We start from the raw sequence: 20,601 nt of genomic DNA on the forward strand, positions 1-20,601 counted from the left end.
AACCGGCGCTACCGCCTTGAGAGGGCGGCGTGCTAGGCCGCTACACAACGGGGGCCCTAGCGATCCTGCATCGACATCAGCGGGAGCGACCCTGCTGTCATCGCGGGAAGGATCTGTACCCCCGACCGGATTCGAACCGGCGCTACTGCCGTGAGAGGGCAGCGTGCTAGGCCGCTACACAACGGGGGCTTGTGCGGATCTGATCCGCGGGTTGCAGATAAGCTCTGCGAGCTGGCCTACCTGGACTCGAACCAAGACTAACTGAACCAGAATCAGTCGTGCTGCCAATTACACCATAGGCCACTGGAACGCAAGCCCTTGCGGGGATCTTGTTCTAGTTCGCCCCGCTGGATCCGGCCTCTCGGCCCGCTCCCCGGCGGCGCAGGAAGAACATTACCCGAAGGTGGACGGGGCTCCAAAACGGGTATCCGCGCCGAGCAGCGCGGGGAGTTCGGCGAGCGAGGCGATCCGATGGCCGCCCGTGGGCACCTCGCCGGCGTGGTGCGCTCCGGCCCGGTCGATCCACACCGACAGCAACCCGGCCTCGAACGCGCCGCGTCCGTCGATCTCCGGATGGTCGCCGACGTAGGCGACTTCGTGCGGCGGCAGCGCGAGGGCCTCGCAGGCCGCGAAGAAGGCGGCGGACTCGGGTTTGGAGACGCCCAGGTCGGCGGCGCACAGCACGGCCTCGAAGCGGTCGCGCACGCCGAGGACGCGCAGCTTGTGGTCCTGGACGTGGAGGCTGGAGTTGGAGAGCACCGCGTGGCGGTGGCTGGCGGCGAGGGCGTCGAGGACGGGCAGCACATCGGGGAAGAGGGCCCAGGCGGCCTCGTAGTGGGCGAGATAGCGGGTGAACCAGGTCTCCGCCTCGGTGTCGGTGAGGTCGCGGTCCAGGAACACCCGCACCCGGTCGCGCCGCTGCGCCTCGAAGGTCGTCTCCCCGGCGGAGAAGCGGGCCCACTGCCGGTCGGTGATCTCGCGCCAGTGCACGAGTGCCGCCTCCGTGCCGCCGTAGGCGTCGAGCAGCCCCTCGGCCGCCAGGTGGTTCGCCATGCCCGCCCGGTCCGCGGTGGTGTAGTCGAAGAGGGTGTCGTCCACGTCCCAGACCACGGCTCGGATGCTCATGATCCGACGGTAACGCGCGGGGGCCGGGACCGGGGCCCGAACGGCGAAGGGGCGGCGCCCGTCGCCGGGTACCGCCCCTCATGGGATACGGGTGCTAGGCGGCGAGCCTGGTCAGGGCCGCGTCGATCCGGGTCAGGGTCTTCTCCCGGCCCAGGATCTCCAGGGACTCGAAGAGCGGGAGGCCGACCGTGCGGCCGGTGACAGCGACGCGGACCGGGGCCTGGGCCTTGCCGAGCTTGAGGCCATGGGCCTCACCGGCGGCCAGGACGGCCTCCTTGAGGGACTCGGCGGAGGTCCAGTCGGCGGCGTCCAGCTGCTCGCGGGCCGTGCGCAGCAACGCGTCCGAGCCGTCCTTCATGGCCTTGGTCCAGCTCGCCTCGTCGAAGACCGGCTCGGCCAGGAAGAGGAAGTCGACGTTGTCGGTGATCTCCGAGAGGACCTTGAGGCGGGTCTGGGCGTGCGGGGCGATGGCCTGCCAGCGGGACTCATCGAAGTCCTCAGGGGACCAGGGGGCGAAGGGGGCCCGCAGCCAGGGGGCGCAGCGCTCGGTGAAGTCCTTCACATCCAGCAGGCGGATGTGGTCGGCGTTGATCGCCTCGCACTTCTTGAGGTCGAAGCGGGCCGGGTTGGGGTTCACATCGGCGATGTCGAAGGCCGCGATCATCTCCTCGGTGGAGAAGACATCCCGGTCGGCGGAGAACGACCAGCCCAGCAGGGAGAGGTAGTTGAGCAGCCCCTCGGGCAGGAAGCCGCGCTCGCGGTAGAGGTTGAGGGAGGACTGGGGGTCGCGCTTGGAGAGCTTCTTGTTGCCCTCGCCCATGACGTACGGCAGGTGGCCGAAGGCGGGGATGCCCTTGGCGATGCCCAGCTCGATCAGCGCCTTGTACAGGGCGATCTGGCGTGGGGTGGAGGAGAGCAGGTCCTCGCCGCGCAGGACGTGGGTGATCTCCATGAGGGCGTCGTCGACCGGGTTCACGAGCGTGTAGAGGGGGGCGCCATTGGCTCGTACGATCCCGTAGTCCGGGACGTTCTCCGGGGTGAAGGTCAGTTCGCCGCGGACCAGGTCGGTGAAGGTGATCGTCTCGTCCGGCATGCGGAAGCGGACGATCGGGGTGCGGCCCTGGGCCTCGTACTCCTCGACCTGGGCGGCGGTGAGGTCGCGGCAGTGGCCGTCGTAGCCGGACGGCTTGCCCGCGGCGCGGGCGGCGTCGCGGCGGGAGTCCAGCTCCTCCTGGGAGCAGTAGCAGCGGTAGGCGTGGCCGGCGTCGAGCAGTTTCCGGGCGACATCGGCGTAGATGTCCATGCGCTGCGACTGGCGGTAGGGCGCGTGCGGGCCGCCGGCCTCGGGGCCCTCGTCCCAGTCGAAGCCGAGCCAGCGCATCGCGTCGAGCAGCTGGGCGTAGGACTCCTCGGAGTCGCGGGCGGCGTCGGTGTCCTCGATGCGGAAGACCAGCGTGCCCTGGTGGTGCCGGGCGAACGCCCAGTTGAACAGGGCGGTGCGCACCAGGCCCACATGGGGGTTTCCGGTGGGTGAGGGGCAGAAACGGACGCGTACGGGGGCGGGTGCGCTAGCCACGCTTGACAACCTTGTTGGTGAGAGTGCCGATGCCTTCGATGCTGACGGCGACCTCGTCGCCGACGTTGAGCGGGCCGACCCCAGCGGGGGTGCCGGTGAGGATGACGTCGCCGGGCAGCAGCGTCATGGCCTCGGTGATGTTGACGATCAGATCCTCGATGGAGTGGATCATCTCGCTGGTGCGGCCGAGCTGGCGCTGGGCGCCGTTGACCGTGAGCTGGAGGGTCAGATCGGACGCGGTGGCCAGGTCGAGGCCGGTCTCGACCCAGGGGCCGAGCGGGCAGGCGGTGTCGAAGCCCTTCGCGCGCGCCCACTGCTTCTCGCGCTTCTGCACGTCCCGGGCGGTGACGTCGTTGGCGCAGGTGTAGCCGAGGATGACGTCCTGGACGCGTTCGCGCGGGACCTCCCGGCACAGCCGGCCGATCACGACGGCCAGCTCGGCCTCGTAGTGCACCTCCTGGGAGAAGGAGGGGTACTGGATGTCGTCGCCGGAGCCGATGACGGAGGTGGAGGGCTTGAGGAAGGCGAACGGCTCGTCGGGCACCTCGTTGCCGAGTTCCCGTGCGTGCTCGGCGTAGTTGCGCCCGAAGGCGATGACCTTGCTGGGCAGCACCGGCGGCAGCAGCCGCACCTTGTTCAGCGGGACCTTCGTGCCGGACAGCTCGTGGTCCGCGAACGGGATGCCCTTGATGATGTCCAGGACGAGCTGGTCGGGCCGATCGCCCTCGACCGCGCCGAAGGCGACATTCCCGTCGATGGAAAACCTTGCGATACGCACGGGATCCTCGCGCCCCTCACCTGACCTGTCCGAAGTCTGACACCCCAGGCTATCCCGGTACGGGGGGCGGGCTTCGCGCGGCGATTTGGACGAGGTGAGGGGGTCCGGGGGAAACGCGAGGGCCGCCCCGGAAACCGGGGCGGCCCTCGGGTGTGCTCAGATGGCCGGGGTCCTGGAGGGCGGGGCCTCCATGAGGATCGTGCGGCGGGGGTTGGCGGTCTGGGTGGGGAGGTCCACGGGGTGCTCCGGCTCCGGGGGCTGCAAGGCGTCGGCGTCCTCCAGGTGCACCAGCGTCGTGCGCCGCGGATTGGCTATCGGGCGGAACATCATCGTCGTCTTCACCGTTGTACCGGGACCTTGTCGTCTTCGGGCGGCCGGAGGCCGCCGGGGCCGCCTCGGGTACGCCGGGTTGTCAGAGTGTCACCTCTTGTAAAGCGTCAGGCTAAACATCCAATTCCCCTCCGACGGGGCGAAGACCTCCTGATCGACATGTGAGTTTGCTCACGACGTCACCCCCAAAACCACACATTCCCACCTACTACCGCACAGTAATGAATCGGACATTGACTTACCGAAGCGAGCATTCCGCTCCTGATCATGGCGTCTGGGACACCCGGAGCCCACAGGCGACTCGCTCGGGTATGCCCGATATACGGGATACATTGACCCACGCCCGGTGACCCGCCCCTCACATGCAGTCACAGATGTCACAGCCTGACCAACTGGCCTTGTTGGAGATGCGGCACTGTGCTGGAATTCCACGGACCGCCGCAGGATCGAGCCGGCGCGCAGGGGGCGCAGAACGCGCGCCGAGTGGCGGCGAGATGAGGGGGAGCCAGCGCCGGTCACTGACGACCACGCGGGGACGTATTCAGGGCGTTCCCGACCACGCCGACACCGTCCGTCCGCTCACCCGGAAGGGCGCCTGGTCCAGAGGTTGCGACGCTAGTGCAGGGACGTTTCAAGAGGGATGGCAGCGCTTCGGCGAAGCCGGAGCCGCATGGCGGGACTGGCCCGATGGCCGTCAGCTCCTCGCCCCAGCACGCCCAGAACCCAGGCCGGACCGCACCCGCAGCGGACGGTGGTGAACGCCCCGGACGCGCGACCGCGACCCCGCCCGCCGCGCCCGCCCCGCCGGCGAAGCCCCCCAAGGGGGCGTCCGGCCCCGGCCCGCGAATAGCGCTGCGCAACTGGCGCATCTCCACCCGCCTGGTGGCCCTGCTGACCCTCCCCGTGGTCGCCGCCACCTCCCTCGGCGCCCTGCGTATCGACCAGTCGATGGACGACATGCAGCAGCTCGACAACATGCAGCTGCTGACGGACATGACCAAGCAGGCCACGGAGCTGGCCACCGCGCTCCAGGAGGAGCGCGACAAGTCCGCCGGCCCGCTGGCGAACGACTCGACCTCCGCCGCCGTCACGGTCAAGGGACTCCAGGACAGGACCGACCGGGCCGTCGAGAACTTCGTCAACGCCTCGGAGGACATCGACACCGCCGCCCGCGAGGGCAACCTCGAAGGCGTCCGCGACACCCTGGTCGGCCTGGTCGGCGAACTCGGCACCCTCGCCCGGATCCGCAACACCGCGTACGAGGCGGAGGACAACTCGACCCAGACGGTCGACGCCTACCACCGGCTGATCAGCCATCTGCTGGACCTCTCCCAGGACATGGCCGAGGCCACCAGCAACCCGGAGATGATCGCGCGCACCCGTACCCTCGCGGCCTTCTCCTCGGCCAAGGAGTACGCCTCCATCCAGCGCGCGGTGATCGCGGCGGCCCTGCCCGCGAACACGGCCACCGCCGGTGACCTCTCCGAGAACGACCGGCTCTACGCCGAGTCCGCGCTGGAGAGCGAGTCCTCGGAGCTGAGCAGCTTCCGCAGCATCTACGGCGACGAGTCGGCCGCCGAACTGCTCAAGCCCATCGAAGAGGGCAACGCGATCATCGATGCGACCGACACCTACGCCTCGCGCGCGCTGAGCAGTACGGAAGGTCTCGCCGACCGGCCCAATCGCTCGTACCAGGACTGGCTGGACGACAGCTCCACCAAGATCCAGCAGATGAGCAACATCGAGCGGGGCCTGCTGGAGGACCTGGAGCAGACCGCCCGTACGCTGCGCAGCGACTCCGAGCGCGAGGCGTACATCTCCGGTGCGCTGATCCTGCTCGTCCTCGGTGTCTCGCTGGTCGGCGCGTTCGTCGTCGCCCGGTCCATGATCCGTTCGCTGCGCCGGCTCCAGGAGACCGCCACCAAGGTGGCCCAGGACCGGCTGCCCGAGCTGGTCAAGCAGCTCTCCGAGACCGACCCGCAGGACGTCGACACGTCCGTGGAGTCGGTCGGTGTGCATTCGCGCGACGAGATCGGCCAGGTCGCCGCGGCCTTCGACGACGTGCACCGCGAGGCGGTCCGGCTGGCGGCCGAGCAGGCCCTGCTGCGGGGCAACGTCAACGCGATGTTCACCAACCTCTCGCGCCGCTCCCAGGGCCTGATCCAGCGCCAGCTGTCGCTGATCTCCGAGCTGGAGTCGCGCGAGGCGGACCCGGACCAGCTGGCCTCGCTGTTCAAGCTGGACCACCTCGCCACCCGTATGCGCCGTAACGGCGAGAACCTCCTCGTCCTCGCCGGTGAGGAGCCGGGGCGGCGCTGGACCCGCCCGGTGCCGCTGGTCGACGTGCTGCGTGCCGCCGCGTCCGAGGTGGAGCAGTACGAGCGGATCGAGCTGTCGTCCGTGCCCACCACCGAGGTGGCCGGGCGGGTCGTCAACGACCTCGTGCACCTGCTCGCCGAACTGCTGGAGAACGCCACCTCGTTCTCCTCCCCGCAGACCAAGGTCAAGGTCACCGGTCACGCGCTGCCCGACGGGCGGGTGCTGATCGAGATCCACGACACCGGTATCGGCCTGTCCCCCGAGGACCTCGCGGCGATCAACGAACGGCTCGCCTCGCCGCCCACCGTGGATGTCTCCGTCTCCCGCCGCATGGGTCTGTTCGTGGTCGGCCGGCTGTCCCAGCGCCACGGCATCCGCATCCAGCTGCGCCCGTCCGACTCCGGTGGTACGACCGCGCTGGTCATGCTGCCCGTCGATGTCGCCCAGGGCGGCAAGAGGCCGCAGGGCAAGCCCGGTCAGCCCGGGGCCCCGGGTGGTCCGGGCGGTCCCGGTGGTCCGGGCGCCGCGCAGGCCGCCGCCGGGGTGGCCGCGGCCCGCCGGCCGGGGGCCGTGGGTGCCGGTGCGGGCGCGACCGCGGGCCGGCTCGCTCCCGGTCAGGGGCCGCGCGCCGCGCTGCCCGGTGACCCGGGCGGGCGGCCGGGCGGATCCGCCGCGCCGGGTGGAGCGCGGGGGCCGCAGGGCCGGCCGCAGCCCGCCGGGGCGGGTGCCGGTTTCGGCGGTCAGGCGCAGGGGGCCCCGCAGGGACTTCAGGCGGCCGGTACGGGCACGCCGGGCCAGGACATGTTCGGCGGCGGGCGGGGTCCCGTACTGCCGCAGCGGGGTGGGGCCGGGGACGGTCAGGGATCGCGCGGGCGTCAGCCGCAGTTGCCGCCGCGCGGCGGGCCGCGGGCCGAGCTGCCCGGTGGCAACCCGGCGCAGCGGCCCGGCTGGAGCGACGAGAACGCGCAGCCCCCGCTGACACCGGCCTCGCTGGACGCCCCGCGCGGCCATGACGAGCCGGACAGCGCGCGCACCTCGCGGATGCCGCGGGTGGACGACCGGCAGGGTCCCGGCGCGACCACCGAGATGCCGCGCGTCGAGGCGGGGACGCCGCAGCCGACCGCGCAGTACCCGGGTCCGGACGCGGGCCGGTTCGCCGCGCCCGGCACCGACGCCCCGCAGGACACGGGCCGGTTCCCGCGGCCCGGTACGGATGCCCCGCAGGACACCGGGCAGTTCCCGCGGCCCGGTGGGAGCGACCCGCAGGACAGCGGCCACCTCTCGCGGCCCGGTGGGAGCGTCCCGCGCGAGGCCGACCCGTTCGCCCAGCCGGGTGCGGGTGGCGGGCGTCCGGGGGGCGGGCCGTTCGTCCGCTCCGATGTCTTCGGTACGCCCGGACAGACCCCGGCGCCGCAAAGCCACGACGGCCGGACCCCGGTGCCGCAGGGGTACGACAGCGGCTCCACGGGTCAGACGCCCGTACCCCAGGGGTACGACAACGGCTCCACCGGTCAGACTCCGCCCGTACCGCAGGGCTATGACAGCGGCTCCACCGGGCAGTTCGCCAGGGAGCAGGGGTACGACAACGGCTCCACCGGTCAGACGCCCGTACCTCAGGGGTACGACAGCGGCTCCTCGGGTCAGTTCCCGGTGCCGGGTCGTGAGGACACGGGGCGGCACGCCGTGCCGGGGCAGTACCGTGGCCGGCCGAGCGGACCGCAGGGCGGACCGCAGGGCGGACCGCAGAGCCCGCAGCACACCGGTCAGTTCGAGCGCCCGCAGATCCCGCAGCGGCCGGTCCGTGAACCGGAGGCGCTGCCCCCGGCCTCCGGGCCCGGTGACGGGCGTACGCCGCTGTTCGACACGCTGGAGACGGACTGGTTCCGCGGCCAGCAGGAGCAGCGCGCCGCCGGTGACGGTGGTGGCGCTCCCGCCCCGCAGGAGCCGCCGGCCGCTCCCCCGCAGCGTCCCGCCGCCAGCGGCTCCTGGCGCAGCTCGCCCAATGACGAGCTGGTCCGCCGTGCCGAGCGGGTGCGGCAGCCCGCCGCGGGCGGTGTGACGACGTCCGGCCTCCCACGCCGGGTGCCCCGGGCCAACCTGGTCCCGGGCACGGCTCAGCAGCAGCCGCAGCAGAGCGGTCCGCAGGTCTCGCGCGCCCCCCAGGACGTGCGCGGCCGGCTGACCAACCTCCGTAGGGGCATCGCGCAAGGCCGTCAGGCCGGTGGCACCACCGGTCAGACGGGCAGCTTCCCGAGCCCCACTCACCAGCAGGAGCGTTAGTTGAGCCCGATGAGCCAGGCGGCACAGAACCTGAACTGGTTGATCACCAACTTCGTGGACAACACCCCCGGGGTGTCCCACACCGTCGTCGTGTCCGCCGACGGCCTCCTCCTGGCGATGTCGGAGGGCTTTCCACGCGACCGCGCGGACCAGCTGGCGGCGGTCGCGTCGGGACTCACCTCGCTGACGGCCGGCGCGTCCCGGATCTTCGAGGGCGGCAGTGTGGCGCAGACCGTGGTGGAGATGGAGCGAGGTTTCCTCTTCCTCATGTCCGTCTCGGACGGCTCGTCCCTCGCCGTGCTCGCGCACCCCGAGTGCGACATCGGCCTGGTCGGCTACGAGATGACTCTCCTGGTCGACCGCGCGGGTGCCGTCCTCACCCCCGACCTGCGTGCCGAACTGCAGGGAAGTCTGCTTCACTGACCGGCTCTGGATCCACCCGTCACACCACATCGACATCCGGCCGTCACACTCCCCCCACCGGCCTCGTCAGATAGCACGACTGACCCACATGCTGTCCCGCCCGGAGGATTCATGACCCCGCCCACCGCTCCTCACGATCCGTACACAGAGGCGTACGGGGACGAGGGCAACGAGCCGCTGGTACGTCCGTACGCCATGACCGGCGGCCGGACCCGGCCGCGCTACCAGCTCGCCATCGAGGCGCTGATCAGCACCACGGCCGACCCGGCAGCGCTCATGGGGCTCCTTCCGGAGCACCAGCGCATCTGCCATCTGTGCCGTGAGGTGAAGTCGGTGGCCGAGGTCTCGGCGCTGCTCACCATGCCGCTGGGCGTCGCCCGGATCCTTGTCGCCGACCTCGCCGAGGCCGGGCTGGTCGCCATCCATCAGCCGGGCGGCGACGAGACCACCGGTGCGCCCGATGTGACACTGCTCGAAAGGGTGCTCAGTGGACTTCGCAAGCTCTAGTGCCGGGCCGGCGGCACCGGGCCGCTCCACCACCTCCGCGAAGATCGTGGTGGCGGGCGGCTTCGGCGTGGGCAAGACCACGTTCGTCGGCGCCGTCTCGGAGATCAACCCGCTGCGCACCGAGGCCGTCATGACGTCCGCGTCAGCGGGCATCGACGACCTCACCCACACCGGGGACAAGACCACGACCACCGTGGCCATGGACTTCGGCCGGATCACCCTGGACCAGGATCTGATCCTCTACTTGTTCGGTACGCCCGGACAGGACCGTTTCTGGTTCATGTGGGACGACCTCGTGCGCGGCGCGATCGGCGCGGTCGTGCTGGTCGACACCCGGAGGCTCGCCGACTGCTTCCCGGCTGTCGACTACTTCGAGAACAGCGGGCTGCCGTTCGTCGTGGCGCTCAACGGATTCGACGGACAGCAGCCCTACAGCCCCGATGAAGTGCGGGAAGCCTTGCAGATCGGGCCGGACACCCCGATCATCATCACGGATGCGCGGCATCGGGCCGACGCGAAGTCCGCGCTGATCACGCTGGTGGAGCACGCCCTGATGGCGCGGCTGAGGTAGTCCTCAAGTCCGCAGGCGCACAGGGCAGTTGTCGTAGACATTTCGGAGCCGACTGTGGCCTTTGACACGGTCGGCTTCGGTGTTCATAACGTTTCGGCAGAGGAATCGGGTGGTACGGCAACGCGTCGTTGCCGAGCGGTGTCGCTATGCGCACAACAGCCCCGTCTTTTGACGGGGCTCGCTCTTTATGACCGTTTTATCTGGGACTTACATCACCTGGAATCCAGGGTTCCCCATGTTTGGAGGAGTCCTGGATGACGTGCTGGAATGCCTGGACTGCCCATCGGTCAATGACGTACTCCCCGTCGATGGCGAACGGGCTCTGAGACACTGCGGCACGACAACGGTGCCGACCGCCGAGAGGTTGTTGGTCGAGTGAGGCGAAGCAACAAGGGCCCCGAGCCACCGGCCCGGGGCAACTTCACCCCGCCGCCGCGCGGAGCGGCGCCGGGCGCGGTGTCCGCAGCGGCCACGCCTGTCCGGACCGGCGGCCGGCTCTCGCCGCGCAACTGGCGGGTGCCCACCCGACTGAACGCGATCCTGCTCATACCCGTGCTGGTCGGGCTCGTCATGGGCGGCTTCCAGGTGAACAGCTCGATCGGCACCTGGCAGGAGGCCGAGGACGCGCACAAGGTGGCGCTCCTGGTCCGCGCCGCCGACGAGTACGGCCAGGCGCTGCTCAACGAGCGTGATCTGTCCGCCGCCGATCTGCTCACCGGCAAGGGCGAGACGGACGCGGTCAAGAAGCTCCGCGCCGACACCGACGCCGCCAAGCAGAACTTCGACCAGGTCGCCCAGGATCTGCCGAGCACCGCCCGCCTCGACCGCCGGATGGAACTGTTCCGCTCCAACGAGACCAAGCTCGCCGATCTGCGGGAGCGCGCCTACACCCCCGCCATGGACCCGACGGCCACCGAAGAGGGCTACGTCGCGGTCCAGCACTCGCTGATGGAGTTCGCCAACGAACTCGGCCTCGGCACCGGAAACGTCACCGTCTACGGCCGTAATGTCTACGCCATCTCGCTCGCGAAGGCCGCCGCCTCGCTGGAGCGCGCGATCGGCATGCATCTGCTGGTGCGCCCGGCCGAGGAGGAGACCGTCGCCGCCCAGCAGCAGATCTCCCTCGCCTCCTACCGCTACCTCGAAGGCATCGCGGTCAACGAGTTCGTCTCCGGTGCCGACGACGTGGACGTCGAGCGGCTGAACGCCGTCATGGCCGAGAAGCGCGAGGAGGTCGGCGACCAGGGAGAGGCCGTCGACGCCGGGACGTCCACGCAGGGCGGGGTCTACACCCCGATGCCGCTCGCGGACACCATGCTCCAGGGCATCGCGGGCGGTCTGGACACCGACGCGCTGGACGAGCGCGGGGTCACCGCCACCACCTGGCTGGGCGTGGCCACCGCCAAGTTCGAGGGCTACGACCAGATCGAGAAGGAACTCGTCGACAAGGCGGTCACCGAGGCCGCGACCGTGGCCGACAACGCGCGACGGGACGCCATCGTCACCGGCGCCATCGTTGTCGTCGCGCTGCTCGCCGCGTTCATCCTGGCCGGCATGGTGGCCCGCCAGATGAGCCGCTCCATGCGCCGGCTGCGCAACGCCGCGTTCGGCATCGCCGAGCAGCGGCTGCCGATGCTGGTCGACCAGCTCTCGCGCACCGACCCCGGCCGGGTGGACACCCGGGTCGCGCCGATCCCGATCACCTCGACCGACGAGATCGGCGAGGTCGCCCGCGCGTTCGACCAGGTGCACCGCGAGGCCGTCCGGCTGGCCGCCGAGCAGGCCCTGCTGCGGGGCAACATCAACGCGATCTTCACCAACCTCTCGCGCCGCAACCAGTCGCTGATCGAGGGCCAGCTGACCCTGATCACCGACCTGGAGAACAACGAGGCCGACCCGGACCAGCTGGAGAATCTCTTCCGGCTGGACCATCTGGCCACCCGGATGCGCCGCAACGGCGAGAACCTCCTGGTCCTCGCGGGCGAGGAACCCGGCCGCCGCTGGGACCAGCCGGTCCCGCTGGTGGACGTGCTGCGCGCCGCCGCCTCCGAGGTGGAGCAGTACGAGCGCATCGAACTCCAGGGCGTCCCCGAGGCCGAGATCCACGGCCGGGCCGTGACCGACCTGGTGCATCTGCTGGCCGAGCTGCTGGAGAACGCCACCACGTTCTCCTCCCCGCAGACCAAGGTCAAGGTCACCGCGACCCGGCTGCCCGACGGCCGCGTGATGATCGAGATCCATGACAAGGGCATCGGCCTGACCGCCGAGGACTTCGCGGACATCAACCACAAGCTGGCCAACCCGCCGACCGTGGACGCCGCGATCTCGCAGCGCATGGGCCTGTTCGTGGTCGGCCGGCTGTCCGACCGGCACGGCATCCGGGTCCAGCTGCGCCCCTCCGGCGAGCAGGCCGGCACCACCTCGCTGGTCATGCTCCCGGACGCCATCACCCATGGCGGTGGCGGCGAGGTCCCGCTGGGGCGCGAGGAGTTCACGGTCCCGCAGATCATCCCCGAGCAGAACTTCGCGGCGCAGAACACGCCGGAGCAGGGCTTCACGGAGCAGGGCTTCCGTGGGCAGAGCGTCCCCGGGCAGAACCTCCCGGGGCAGAGTCAACCGGGGCAGGGCTTCCCCGGCGGCGAGGGCTTCGGCCGGCCGCAGCAGGCGCAGCCGCAACCGCAGCTCACCGCCGCCGACCTCGGCTTCGACGACAGCCGTTACACCGAGACCCCCGACGATCCACGCGACCTCGACCCGGCCGGCCGCTCCCCGGTGGGCGACGAGCGCCGCCCGGCCCCGGAGACGCAGTCCCAGCAGCCCGGACAGAACACTCCGGCGTACGACGAACTCGGCGCGCAGCAGCCGCGGCCGCAGTCCTACGGCAACGGAGACGCCACCGGCACCCCGGGGTACAGCATCACGGCCGCCGGTTACGACGGCAACGGCACCGGGCAGCTCGACCACACCGGACAGCAGGACACCTTCGTACCGCAGCAGCCTGCGTACGACGAGCAGTACTTCGCGCCGAACGGTGACCTGCCGCGCGGCGAGGGCTACCCGGCGTCCGGCGGCTACCCGGACACCGCCTACCCGGACACCGCCTACCCGGAGCAGCCGCAGAGCGGGCCGCAGCCCACCGGGCAGAACGGCTACCCCGCCCAGGAAGAGCAGTCCTACGCCCACGAGGAGCAGCCCTACCAGGAGGAGCGGTCCTACCAGGACGACTGGCCCCAGCCGAGCGGCTACCGGAACGGCTATCCGGACCAGTACGCTCCGGAAGCGGAATCCGTGCAGGTCGCTGACGCGGCCGAACGGGAAAGCGTAGGCTTCGAACGTCCGGGACCGGCCCCTTCCCCCGGGCATGAGCTGACCGACGCCGGACTTCCGCGCCGCGGCTCCTCCGCCGGCGGCGCGGGCGCGGGTCGTCCCATGAACCGGGAGGCGACGGCTCCCGCGGCGAACGGCACGGCCCAGGACAGCTGGCGCTCGGCGAACGACGAGCGCTGGCAGCAGGCCGCGCAGCTCCGCAAGCCCAAGGCGGGTGGAGTCACCTCCTCCGGTCTGCCGCGGCGGGTGCCCAAGGCCAATCTGGTCGAGGGCGCCGCGGAGACCACCCCGCAGGGCGGCGCACAGGTCTCCCGCGCCCCCGAGGACGTCCGGGGCAGGTTGAGCAACCTGCGCCGGGGGGTCCAGCGGGGACGCAGTGCAGGAAGCGACAAGAACGGCCAGGCCACCAGCGAGCAGCACGGTGGTCCTGACAGCACCTACAACCAGGAGCGTTAGTGTGAGCCCGATGAGCCAGGCGGCACAGAACCTGAACTGGTTGATCACCAACTTCGTGGACAACACCCCCGGGGTGTCGCACACGGTGGTGGTCTCCGCCGACGGACTCCTTCTGGCGATGTCCGAAGGCTTTCCCCGCGACCGCGCCGACCAGCTCGCGGCCGTCGCCTCCGGTCTGACCTCGCTGACCGCTGGTGCCTCGCGCATCTTCGAGGGCGGCAGCGTGAATCAGACGGTCGTGGAGATGGAGCGGGGCTTTCTCTTCATCATGTCCATCTCCGACGGATCCTCGCTCGCGGTGCTGGCCCACCCGGAGGCGGACATCGGTCTCATCGGATACGAGATGGCGCTGCTGGTCGACCGGGCGGGCACGGTGCTGACGCCGGATCTCCGGGCGGAACTCCAGGGGAGCCTGCTCAACTAACAGACAGACGGTGCGTTTTCGGGTCCCGTGGCCGTAAGGTTTCGGGACGCGGCTCCACAGCGATGGGTGCCCCGGCACAGAGGCACAGTCGGAGGAGGAGAAAGTGGCAACATCCCCAGGCGGTTCGTTCTCGGACAATTGGTCGTACGGCCCCGGCCAGGGGCATGGCGACGGTTCCGCGAACCCGTACAACTTTCCCTCCACCCCCAGCCACCGGCAGCCGTACGCACCCCAGGGCCCAGGTCACTCGCCGTACGGTCAGCCGGGTGCCCCGCGCATCCAGCCCGTGCAGCCGCAGCGCCGTCACCCTGAGCCGGCGCCCGCCGGGTCGATGAACAACCCCCTGGTGCGCCCGTACGCCATGACGGGCGGTCGCACCAGGCCGCGGTACCAGCTCGCCATCGAGGCGCTGGTGCACACCACCGCGGCTCCGCACCAGTTGCACGGGCAGTTGCCCGAGCATCAGCGGATCTGCAACCTGTGCCGGGAGATCAAGTCGGTGGCCGAGGTATCGGCGCTGCTCTCGATCCCCCTCGGCGTGGCCAGGATCCTCGTCGCCGACTTGGCGGAGGCGGGACTGGTAGCCATCCATCAGCCCGGCGGCGACGAGAACGCCGGCGGCCAGCCAGACGTGACACTGCTCGAAAGGGTGCTCAGTGGACTTCGCAAGCTCTAGCGGAGGGCAGGTTGCTCAGAGTCGCTCCACCACCTCCGCGAAGATCGTGGTGGCGGGCGGCTTCGGCGTGGGCAAGACCACGTTCGTCGGCGCCGTCTCGGAGATCAACCCGCTGCGCACCGAGGCCGTCATGACGTCCGCGTCAGCGGGCATCGACGACCTCACCCACACCGGGGACAAGACGACCACCACGGTCGCAATGGACTTCGGCCGGATCACGCTCGACCAGGATCTGATCCTGTACCTGTTCGGTACGCCCGGACAGGACCGTTTCTGGTTCATGTGGGACGACCTCGTGCGCGGTGCGATCGGCGCGGTCGTGCTGGTCGACACCCGGAGGCTCGCCGACTGCTTCCCGGCTGTCGACTACTTCGAGAACAGCGGGCTGCCTTTTGTCATCGCGCTGAACGGGTTTGACGGGAATCAGCCGTATTCGCCGGACGAGGTGCGGGAGGCTCTTCAGATCGGGCCGGATACGCCGATCATCATCACGGATGCGCGGCATCGGGCCGATGCGAAGTCGACGCTCATCACGTTGGTCGAGCATGCGTTGATGGCTCGGCTGAGGTAGGTGTGACTCGGCCGATGGGGTGCCGCGCTCGGTTGTGTGCCGGGTGCGGGTACTTCGTGGTTGGTCGCGCAGTTCCCCGCGCCCCTAAAAGACCAAAGACAGAAGCAAGAACGGAAGGGCCCCTCTCCTGGTGGAGAGGGGCCCTTGCGTTGGGCGGGTGGGTCAGCGCCAGCTGTGGGGGGCTCGGAAGCCGGGCTCGCGCTCCAGGCGGCGCCAGGCCGCGCGGGCGGGGCCGTTGTGGGCCGGCGCCGCCGGGGTGGCGGAGTGGACGGCGGCACGGGCCAGCAGGATCGCCGTGATGGCGGCGACCTCCTCGGGCTCGGCATGGCCCTTCTCGACGCGGATGTCAGGGGAGTTCATGGCTTCAGTCTCCGTGGGAGAGGGGTCCGCGGGGTTGCCGCGGAGGGTCCGCTTGGTTACTGCGGGGGATTGCCGTGCTTGCGGGACGGCAGGTCGGCGTGCTTGGTGTGCAGCATCGCCAGGGACCTGGCCAGCACCTCACGGGTCTCGGCGGGGTCGATGACGTCGTCGACCAGACCGCGCTCGGCCGCGTAGTACGGGTGCATCAGTTCCGACTTGTACTCCTTGACCATGCGGGCCCGCATGGCCTCGGGGTCCTCGGCACCGGCGATCTGCCGGCGGAAGATGACGTTGGCGGCACCTTCGGCGCCCATCACGGCGATCTCGTTGGTCGGCCAGGCGTAGGTGAGGTCGGCGCCGATGGACTGGCTGTCCATGACGATGTACGCACCTCCGTACGCCTTACGCAGGATCAGGGAGATCCTCGGCACGGTGGCGTTGCAGTACGCGTACAGCAACTTCGCTCCGTGGCGGATGATTCCGCCGTGCTCCTGGTCAACCCCGGGCAGAAAGCCGGGGACATCCAGGAACGTGATGATCGGGACATTGAAAGCGTCACACATCTGCACAAAGCGCGCAGCTTTTTCCGACGCCTCGATGTCCAGGACGCCCGCGAGGACCTGCGGCTGGTTGGCGACGATGCCGACGGCCTGTCCGTCGATCCGGCCCAGGGCGCAGATGATGTTCCGCGCCCAGCGCTCGTGGACCTCCAGGAAGTCGCCGTCGTCGACGATCTCCTCGATCACCTTCGCCATGTCGTAGGGCCGGTTGCCGTCCGCCGGGACCAGGTCCAGCAGCACCTCGCTGCGGCGGTCCACGGGGTCGGTGGCCTCGACCCGGGGCGGGTTCTCGCGGTTGTTCTGCGGCAGCAGCGACAGGAGGTAGCGCACCTCGGCGATGCAGGTCTCCTCGTCGTCGTACGCGAAGTGGCAGACGCCGGAGGTCTCGGCGTGCACGTCCGCGCCGCCGAGGCCGTTCTGGGTGATCTCCTCGCCGGTGACCGCCTTGACGACGTCCGGGCCGGTGATGAACATCTGCGAGGTCTCGCGGACCATGAACACGAAGTCGGTGAGGGCGGGGCTGTAGGCCGCGCCGCCCGCGCACGGGCCGAGCATCACCGAGATCTGCGGGATGACGCCGGACGCCTTGGTGTTGCGCTGGAAGATGCCGCCGTAGCCGGCGAGCGCGCTCACGCCCTCCTGGATACGGGCGCCCGCGCCGTCGTTGAGGGAGACCAGCGGGGCACCGGCCGCGATGGCCATGTCCATGATCTTGTGGATCTTGGTGGCGTGGGCCTCGCCCAGCGCGCCGCCGAAGATCCGGAAGTCATGCGCGTAGACGAAGACCGTACGGCCCTCGACCGTGCCCCAGCCGGTGATCACACCGTCCGTGTACGGCTTCTTCGCCTCCAGGCCGAAGCCGGACGCGCGGTGCCGGCGCAGTTGCTCGACCTCCTGGAAGGACCCGGCGTCCAGCAGCAGCTCGATGCGCTCCCGGGCGGTCAGCTTGCCCTTGGCGTGCTGTGCCGCGGTCGCCTTCTCGCTGGGCCCGGCGACCGCCTGCGCACGGATCTCGTGCAGCTCGGCGACGCGCCCGCGCGCGTCCGTCGGCTCGCCGGTGGGATCACCCGTCGTCTCTTCCAAAACGGTCATGTAGCGACCTTACGAACTCCGCCAAGGAAAGCGAGCCGTCGACTCCGTACAGTCTCCGGCCCGTTTTCCTGGTACCACTGAACAGAACCTCACCGTTATGCAGGCGTTCCGACTGCTCAGACGGCGTGGGCCTTGTGGGGGTCGCACAAAGGGGTCACCCGAGTGCCGACCCGCATTCCGGTCGGCGGCATGCCGTCGCCGGAGTGATGCGGGGCGTCCGGGGGCGGTTTGTGCGGCACGCTTCCAGCAGACAGCGAACCCCCGACGAGCACACAACAGGGCACGCACAGGCAAGCAGAAGACAAGGATGCGCAACACACCCCCCTCGATGTTGAAACTTGAACCGAATGGGTCTAGGGTCAGCATCACAGGAATCCTTGAACATTCAACTGATTCGACCGATCGACCCGATCGACCCGATCGATTCAACCGGTTCCACCGATTCGACCGAACGGCTTCGGCCGCCTTGTCCCAGGGAGCACGCCATGACCGACCTCAGCACAGTGAGCGGCGAGTACACCCTCGACCCCGCCCACACCACCATCGGCTTCACCGCCCGGCACGCCATGGTGACCAACGTCAAGGGGAAGTTCCTCGACTTCACCGGCACGCTGCACCTCGACGGCGACGACCCGGCCAAGTCCACTGCGGCCATCGACGTGAAGATGGAGAGCGTGGACACGGGCAACGCCGACCGTGACGGCCACCTGAAGAGTTCGGACTTCTTCAAGATCGACGAGTTCCCGACGATGACCTTCCGTTCCACCAGGGCCGAGGCCGTCGGTGACGACGACTACCGGATCACCGGCGATCTCTCCGTCCTCGGTGTCACCAAGCCGATCACCATCGACCTGGAGTTCAACGGCGCCGCCAAGGACCCGTTCGGCAACGAGCGCGTCGGGTTCGAGGGCAAGACCGAGATCAAGCGCTCGGAGTGGGGCCTGACCTGGAACGCGGCGCTGGAGACCGGCGGCTTCCTGGTCTCCGACAAGATCAAGCTGAACTTCGACATCTCGGCGATCAAGAGCGCCTGACCGCCAACTCACCGCCGCTCGACCGCCGGTCGCGGGCCGCCCTCCGGGGCGGCCTTCGCGTGTCCCCCCCTACTCGGCCTCCGTGGTCTCCTCGGCCTCCATGGCTTCCGTGGTCCCCTGGGCCTCCAGTCGCGCCACCTCCGCCGCCAGCCGCGACGCCCGCCCGCGCGCGGTACGGGTCCGTTGCAGCCTCAGGCCGACGAGAAACCGGTCGGTCTTGCCGAGCCGGTCGAAGGCCGCCCGGGCCCCGGGACTGCGCTCCAGCGCCGCCGCCAGGTCGTCCGGCACGGTCGCGTTGCGCTGTGACTCGTACGCCACCGCCCAGCGGCCGTCCGCCCGGGCCGCCGCCACCTCGGCACGACCGGCGGACCGCATCCGGCCCGCCGCCTCCAGTTCGGCCACCCGGCGCACATTGACCATCGACCACTGGCTGCCGCGCCGGCGTGGGGTGATGCGCTGGAGGTAGTACGTCTCGTCCAGCGACCGCCGCTGACCGGTGATCCAGCCATGGCACAGGGCCACGTCATTGACGTCCTCCCAGCTGACCGAGGGCACGCCGGAGTCCTTCTTCGCGACCTTCACCCACAGCCCTGGATACGGCGCCGGATGCCCGGCGAGCCAGGAGTCCAACGCGTCGACGGAGGCGAAGGGGAGCGGGGTGGTGCCGTCCGGAGTCGTCATGGACGCCACCGTAGGGCGGGAGTAGGACAGAAGCGGTCCTATACGGGGCTCCTTCGGCACCTCGGTGCTTCGGCACCTCGGTGCTTCAGAACCCTCCGCCGAAGTCACCCCCGCCGAACCCCCCGCCACCCCCGAAGTCGCCTCCCCCGCCGAAGCCGCCGTCGAAGTCGCCGGGGTCGAAGTCCGCGCCCGAGACCTCGCCGCCCTGGTGGCCGGCGGCGCCGAAGTCGCCGTAGCCGGAGCCGTAGTCGGCGGCGTAGGACGGGGTGGCCATGGCGCTGCCGAGGAGGGTGCCGAGGAGCAGGCCGGGCAGGAGGCCGCCGCCGAAGTAGCCGCCGGCCCAGGGGCCGTAGGCGGGTCCGGCGTCCCAGTACGGGCGGCGTCCGCCCGCCGTCTCGACCTCACGGATCTGCGGTGGCTCGCCCTCCTCCAGCCGGGTGCGGTCGGCCGCGCAGACCGGCACCTCGCGGGTGGCGCCGCCGGGCGGGGTCCAGGTGACGTCGGCGACGGACGGGCCGTGGCGCGGGTCGAAGAAGCAGGGCGGGCGGCGTTCGGGCAGCGGGGTGCCCTCGCGGCGGGCGGCGAGCAGGGCGAGCGAGAAGCGGCCGTCCTCCAGGGCCTGGGTCACCGCGCGCACGTCCTCGGGGCGGGTCGCGGCGGACATCAGGGACTTGGCCTGTTCGTAGGCGTCCAGGGCACGCTCGTAGTCGGCGCGCATGGCGTCGTCGGCGCGGGGCTCGGCGGGGTGGAAATCGAGCCGGTCGAGTTCCTCGCCGAAGGCGGTGATGTCCTCGTCCACGACGACCGCCAGCTTCTCAAGGGCGGCCCGCTGCTCCTGCTCATGGCGGGTGCGGTTACGCCGGACCAGGGCGTACGCGGTCACCCCGCCGGCCGCGAGGACGCCGCCGAGGGTGATCAGGCCGGTGGCCGACACGCCGTCGCCGCCACCGCCCTGGCTCCAGCTGCTGGGGGCGGTGCCGCCGACGTTGCGCAGGGCGTCGTCCACGAAGTCGTTCAGCTGGGCCTTGGCGTCGCCCGCGCTCTGCACGGCGGTGACCAGGTTGGTGACGCCCCGCTGGCTCATCACGCTGCTGTCCGCGCGGGCGTCGAACCGGTCACCGAGCCGGATGCCGTAGAGGCCGGTGATGCCGGTCTGGGTGCGAAGGTTCTCGAAGAGGTTCTGGGTGGGGTAACCGGCCGGCAGGACGGCCACGAAGACCGGTTTGTCCGCCGCCTCGATCTTGTCGGCGAGCGCCCGCGCGTCGGAGTCGGAGAGGATGCCCGTCGCTGCGGGGTCGACGTACACCGGCCCCTCGCGCAGCGACTCGGCGACCTTGGAGAGATCGGTGGCGGCGTGGGCGCCCGGCGCGCCCACCAGGACCGCCAGCACGGCGGCGACCGGCACGATCAGCAGACGGACGACATCCCGTACCCGCGTGCCCTTCATACGTTCGAAAGTACCCGAATGGCCAGGAAACAGGTACCTTTCGCACCCTCACACCTTAGATCAC

The 20,601-nt window shown here is 70.3% G+C and carries 17 protein-coding genes and 2 tRNA genes; 9 read left to right on the forward strand and 10 right to left on the reverse strand.

Going from position 1 to position 20,601, the window contains the following annotated elements:
• Positions 1-116 precede the first annotated feature (116 nt).
• The 6 genes from ACFRFC_RS16190 to ACFRFC_RS16215 form a co-directional block, all read right to left on the reverse strand.
• A tRNA-Glu gene (locus ACFRFC_RS16190) sits at positions 117-189 on the reverse strand.
• Between the two features lie 42 nt (positions 190-231).
• Positions 232-303, reverse strand: a tRNA-Gln gene (locus tag ACFRFC_RS16195).
• 90 nt (positions 304-393) lie between these two features.
• The gene (locus ACFRFC_RS16200) at positions 394-1,125 is read right to left on the reverse strand and encodes an HAD family hydrolase (protein WP_382685255.1); all 732 of its coding nucleotides are present in this window, start codon (positions 1,123-1,125) and stop codon (positions 394-396) included.
• 94 nt (positions 1,126-1,219) lie between these two features.
• Entirely contained in the window at positions 1,220-2,701 is a 1,482-nt protein-coding gene (gene gltX / locus ACFRFC_RS16205) for a glutamate--tRNA ligase (RefSeq protein ID WP_382685258.1), read from the reverse strand.
• The gene (locus ACFRFC_RS16210) at positions 2,694-3,479 is read right to left on the reverse strand and encodes a fumarylacetoacetate hydrolase family protein (protein WP_382685261.1); all 786 of its coding nucleotides are present in this window, start codon (positions 3,477-3,479) and stop codon (positions 2,694-2,696) included. Before ACFRFC_RS16210 ends, gltX begins: the two co-directional genes overlap by 8 nt.
• 156 nt (positions 3,480-3,635) lie before the next feature.
• Positions 3,636-3,821 (reverse strand): hypothetical protein, encoded by a 186-nt coding sequence (locus ACFRFC_RS16215; protein WP_382685264.1) that lies wholly within the window; start codon positions 3,819-3,821, stop codon positions 3,636-3,638.
• Positions 3,822-4,427: 606 nt separating this feature from the next.
• On the opposite strand from ACFRFC_RS16215, the gene ACFRFC_RS16220 reads away from it, so the two are divergent.
• The 8 genes from ACFRFC_RS16220 (at position 4,428) to ACFRFC_RS16255 (ending at position 15,363) form a co-directional block, all read left to right on the forward strand.
• Positions 4,428-8,408 carry a nitrate- and nitrite sensing domain-containing protein gene (locus tag ACFRFC_RS16220; protein ID WP_382685267.1) on the forward strand — a complete coding sequence of 1,327 codons (3,981 nt, stop codon included), beginning with the start codon at positions 4,428-4,430 and terminating at the stop codon, positions 8,406-8,408.
• A 9-nt stretch (positions 8,409-8,417) separates the two neighbouring features.
• Entirely contained in the window at positions 8,418-8,831 is a 414-nt protein-coding gene (locus ACFRFC_RS16225; protein ID WP_020128762.1) for a roadblock/LC7 domain-containing protein, read from the forward strand.
• 111 nt (positions 8,832-8,942) lie between these two features.
• Positions 8,943-9,338 (forward strand): DUF742 domain-containing protein, encoded by a 396-nt coding sequence (locus tag ACFRFC_RS16230; protein WP_355744051.1) that lies wholly within the window; start codon positions 8,943-8,945, stop codon positions 9,336-9,338.
• Entirely contained in the window at positions 9,319-9,909 is a 591-nt protein-coding gene (locus tag ACFRFC_RS16235; protein ID WP_382685270.1) for an ATP/GTP-binding protein, read from the forward strand. Before ACFRFC_RS16230 ends, ACFRFC_RS16235 begins: the two co-directional genes overlap by 20 nt.
• A 375-nt stretch (positions 9,910-10,284) precedes the next feature.
• Positions 10,285-13,692 carry a nitrate- and nitrite sensing domain-containing protein gene (locus ACFRFC_RS16240; RefSeq protein ID WP_382685273.1) on the forward strand — a complete coding sequence of 1,136 codons (3,408 nt, stop codon included), beginning with the start codon at positions 10,285-10,287 and terminating at the stop codon, positions 13,690-13,692.
• Between the two features lie 10 nt (positions 13,693-13,702).
• The gene (locus ACFRFC_RS16245; protein WP_004983065.1) at positions 13,703-14,116 is read left to right on the forward strand and encodes a roadblock/LC7 domain-containing protein; all 414 of its coding nucleotides are present in this window, start codon (positions 13,703-13,705) and stop codon (positions 14,114-14,116) included.
• Positions 14,117-14,219: 103 nt separating this feature from the next.
• A complete protein-coding gene (locus ACFRFC_RS16250; protein WP_382685277.1) occupies positions 14,220-14,792 on the forward strand; it encodes a DUF742 domain-containing protein in 573 nt (190 codons plus the stop codon).
• The gene (locus tag ACFRFC_RS16255; RefSeq protein WP_382685280.1) at positions 14,773-15,363 is read left to right on the forward strand and encodes an ATP/GTP-binding protein; all 591 of its coding nucleotides are present in this window, start codon (positions 14,773-14,775) and stop codon (positions 15,361-15,363) included. Before ACFRFC_RS16250 ends, ACFRFC_RS16255 begins: the two co-directional genes overlap by 20 nt.
• Positions 15,364-15,525: 162 nt before the next feature.
• On the opposite strand, the gene ACFRFC_RS16260 is transcribed toward ACFRFC_RS16255, so the two are convergent.
• Together ACFRFC_RS16260 and ACFRFC_RS16265 are read right to left on the reverse strand one after the other, a co-directional pair.
• Positions 15,526-15,723 (reverse strand): acyl-CoA carboxylase subunit epsilon, encoded by a 198-nt coding sequence (locus tag ACFRFC_RS16260; protein ID WP_382685283.1) that lies wholly within the window; start codon positions 15,721-15,723, stop codon positions 15,526-15,528.
• 56 nt (positions 15,724-15,779) lie between these two features.
• A complete protein-coding gene (locus ACFRFC_RS16265) occupies positions 15,780-17,375 on the reverse strand; it encodes an acyl-CoA carboxylase subunit beta (RefSeq protein ID WP_382685286.1) in 1,596 nt (531 codons plus the stop codon).
• Positions 17,376-17,860: 485 nt separating this feature from the next.
• Between ACFRFC_RS16265 and ACFRFC_RS16270 the strand changes: the two genes are divergently transcribed.
• Complete coding sequence (locus ACFRFC_RS16270) at positions 17,861-18,409, forward strand: YceI family protein (protein ID WP_382685289.1); 549 nt, start codon at positions 17,861-17,863, stop codon at positions 18,407-18,409.
• Between the two features lie 69 nt (positions 18,410-18,478).
• On the opposite strand, the gene ACFRFC_RS16275 is transcribed toward ACFRFC_RS16270, so the two are convergent.
• Both ACFRFC_RS16275 and ACFRFC_RS16280 read right to left on the reverse strand, forming a co-directional pair.
• Entirely contained in the window at positions 18,479-19,090 is a 612-nt protein-coding gene (locus ACFRFC_RS16275) for a YdeI family protein (RefSeq protein ID WP_382685292.1), read from the reverse strand.
• Positions 19,091-19,175: 85 nt separating this feature from the next.
• Positions 19,176-20,537, reverse strand: coding sequence for a hypothetical protein (locus ACFRFC_RS16280; protein WP_382685295.1), 1,362 nt, complete (start codon positions 20,535-20,537; stop codon positions 19,176-19,178).
• Positions 20,538-20,601 lie beyond the last annotated feature (64 nt).

This window comes from Streptomyces sp. NPDC056734, assembly GCF_042790455.1.
GTDB lineage: Bacteria > Actinomycetota > Actinomycetes > Streptomycetales > Streptomycetaceae > Streptomyces.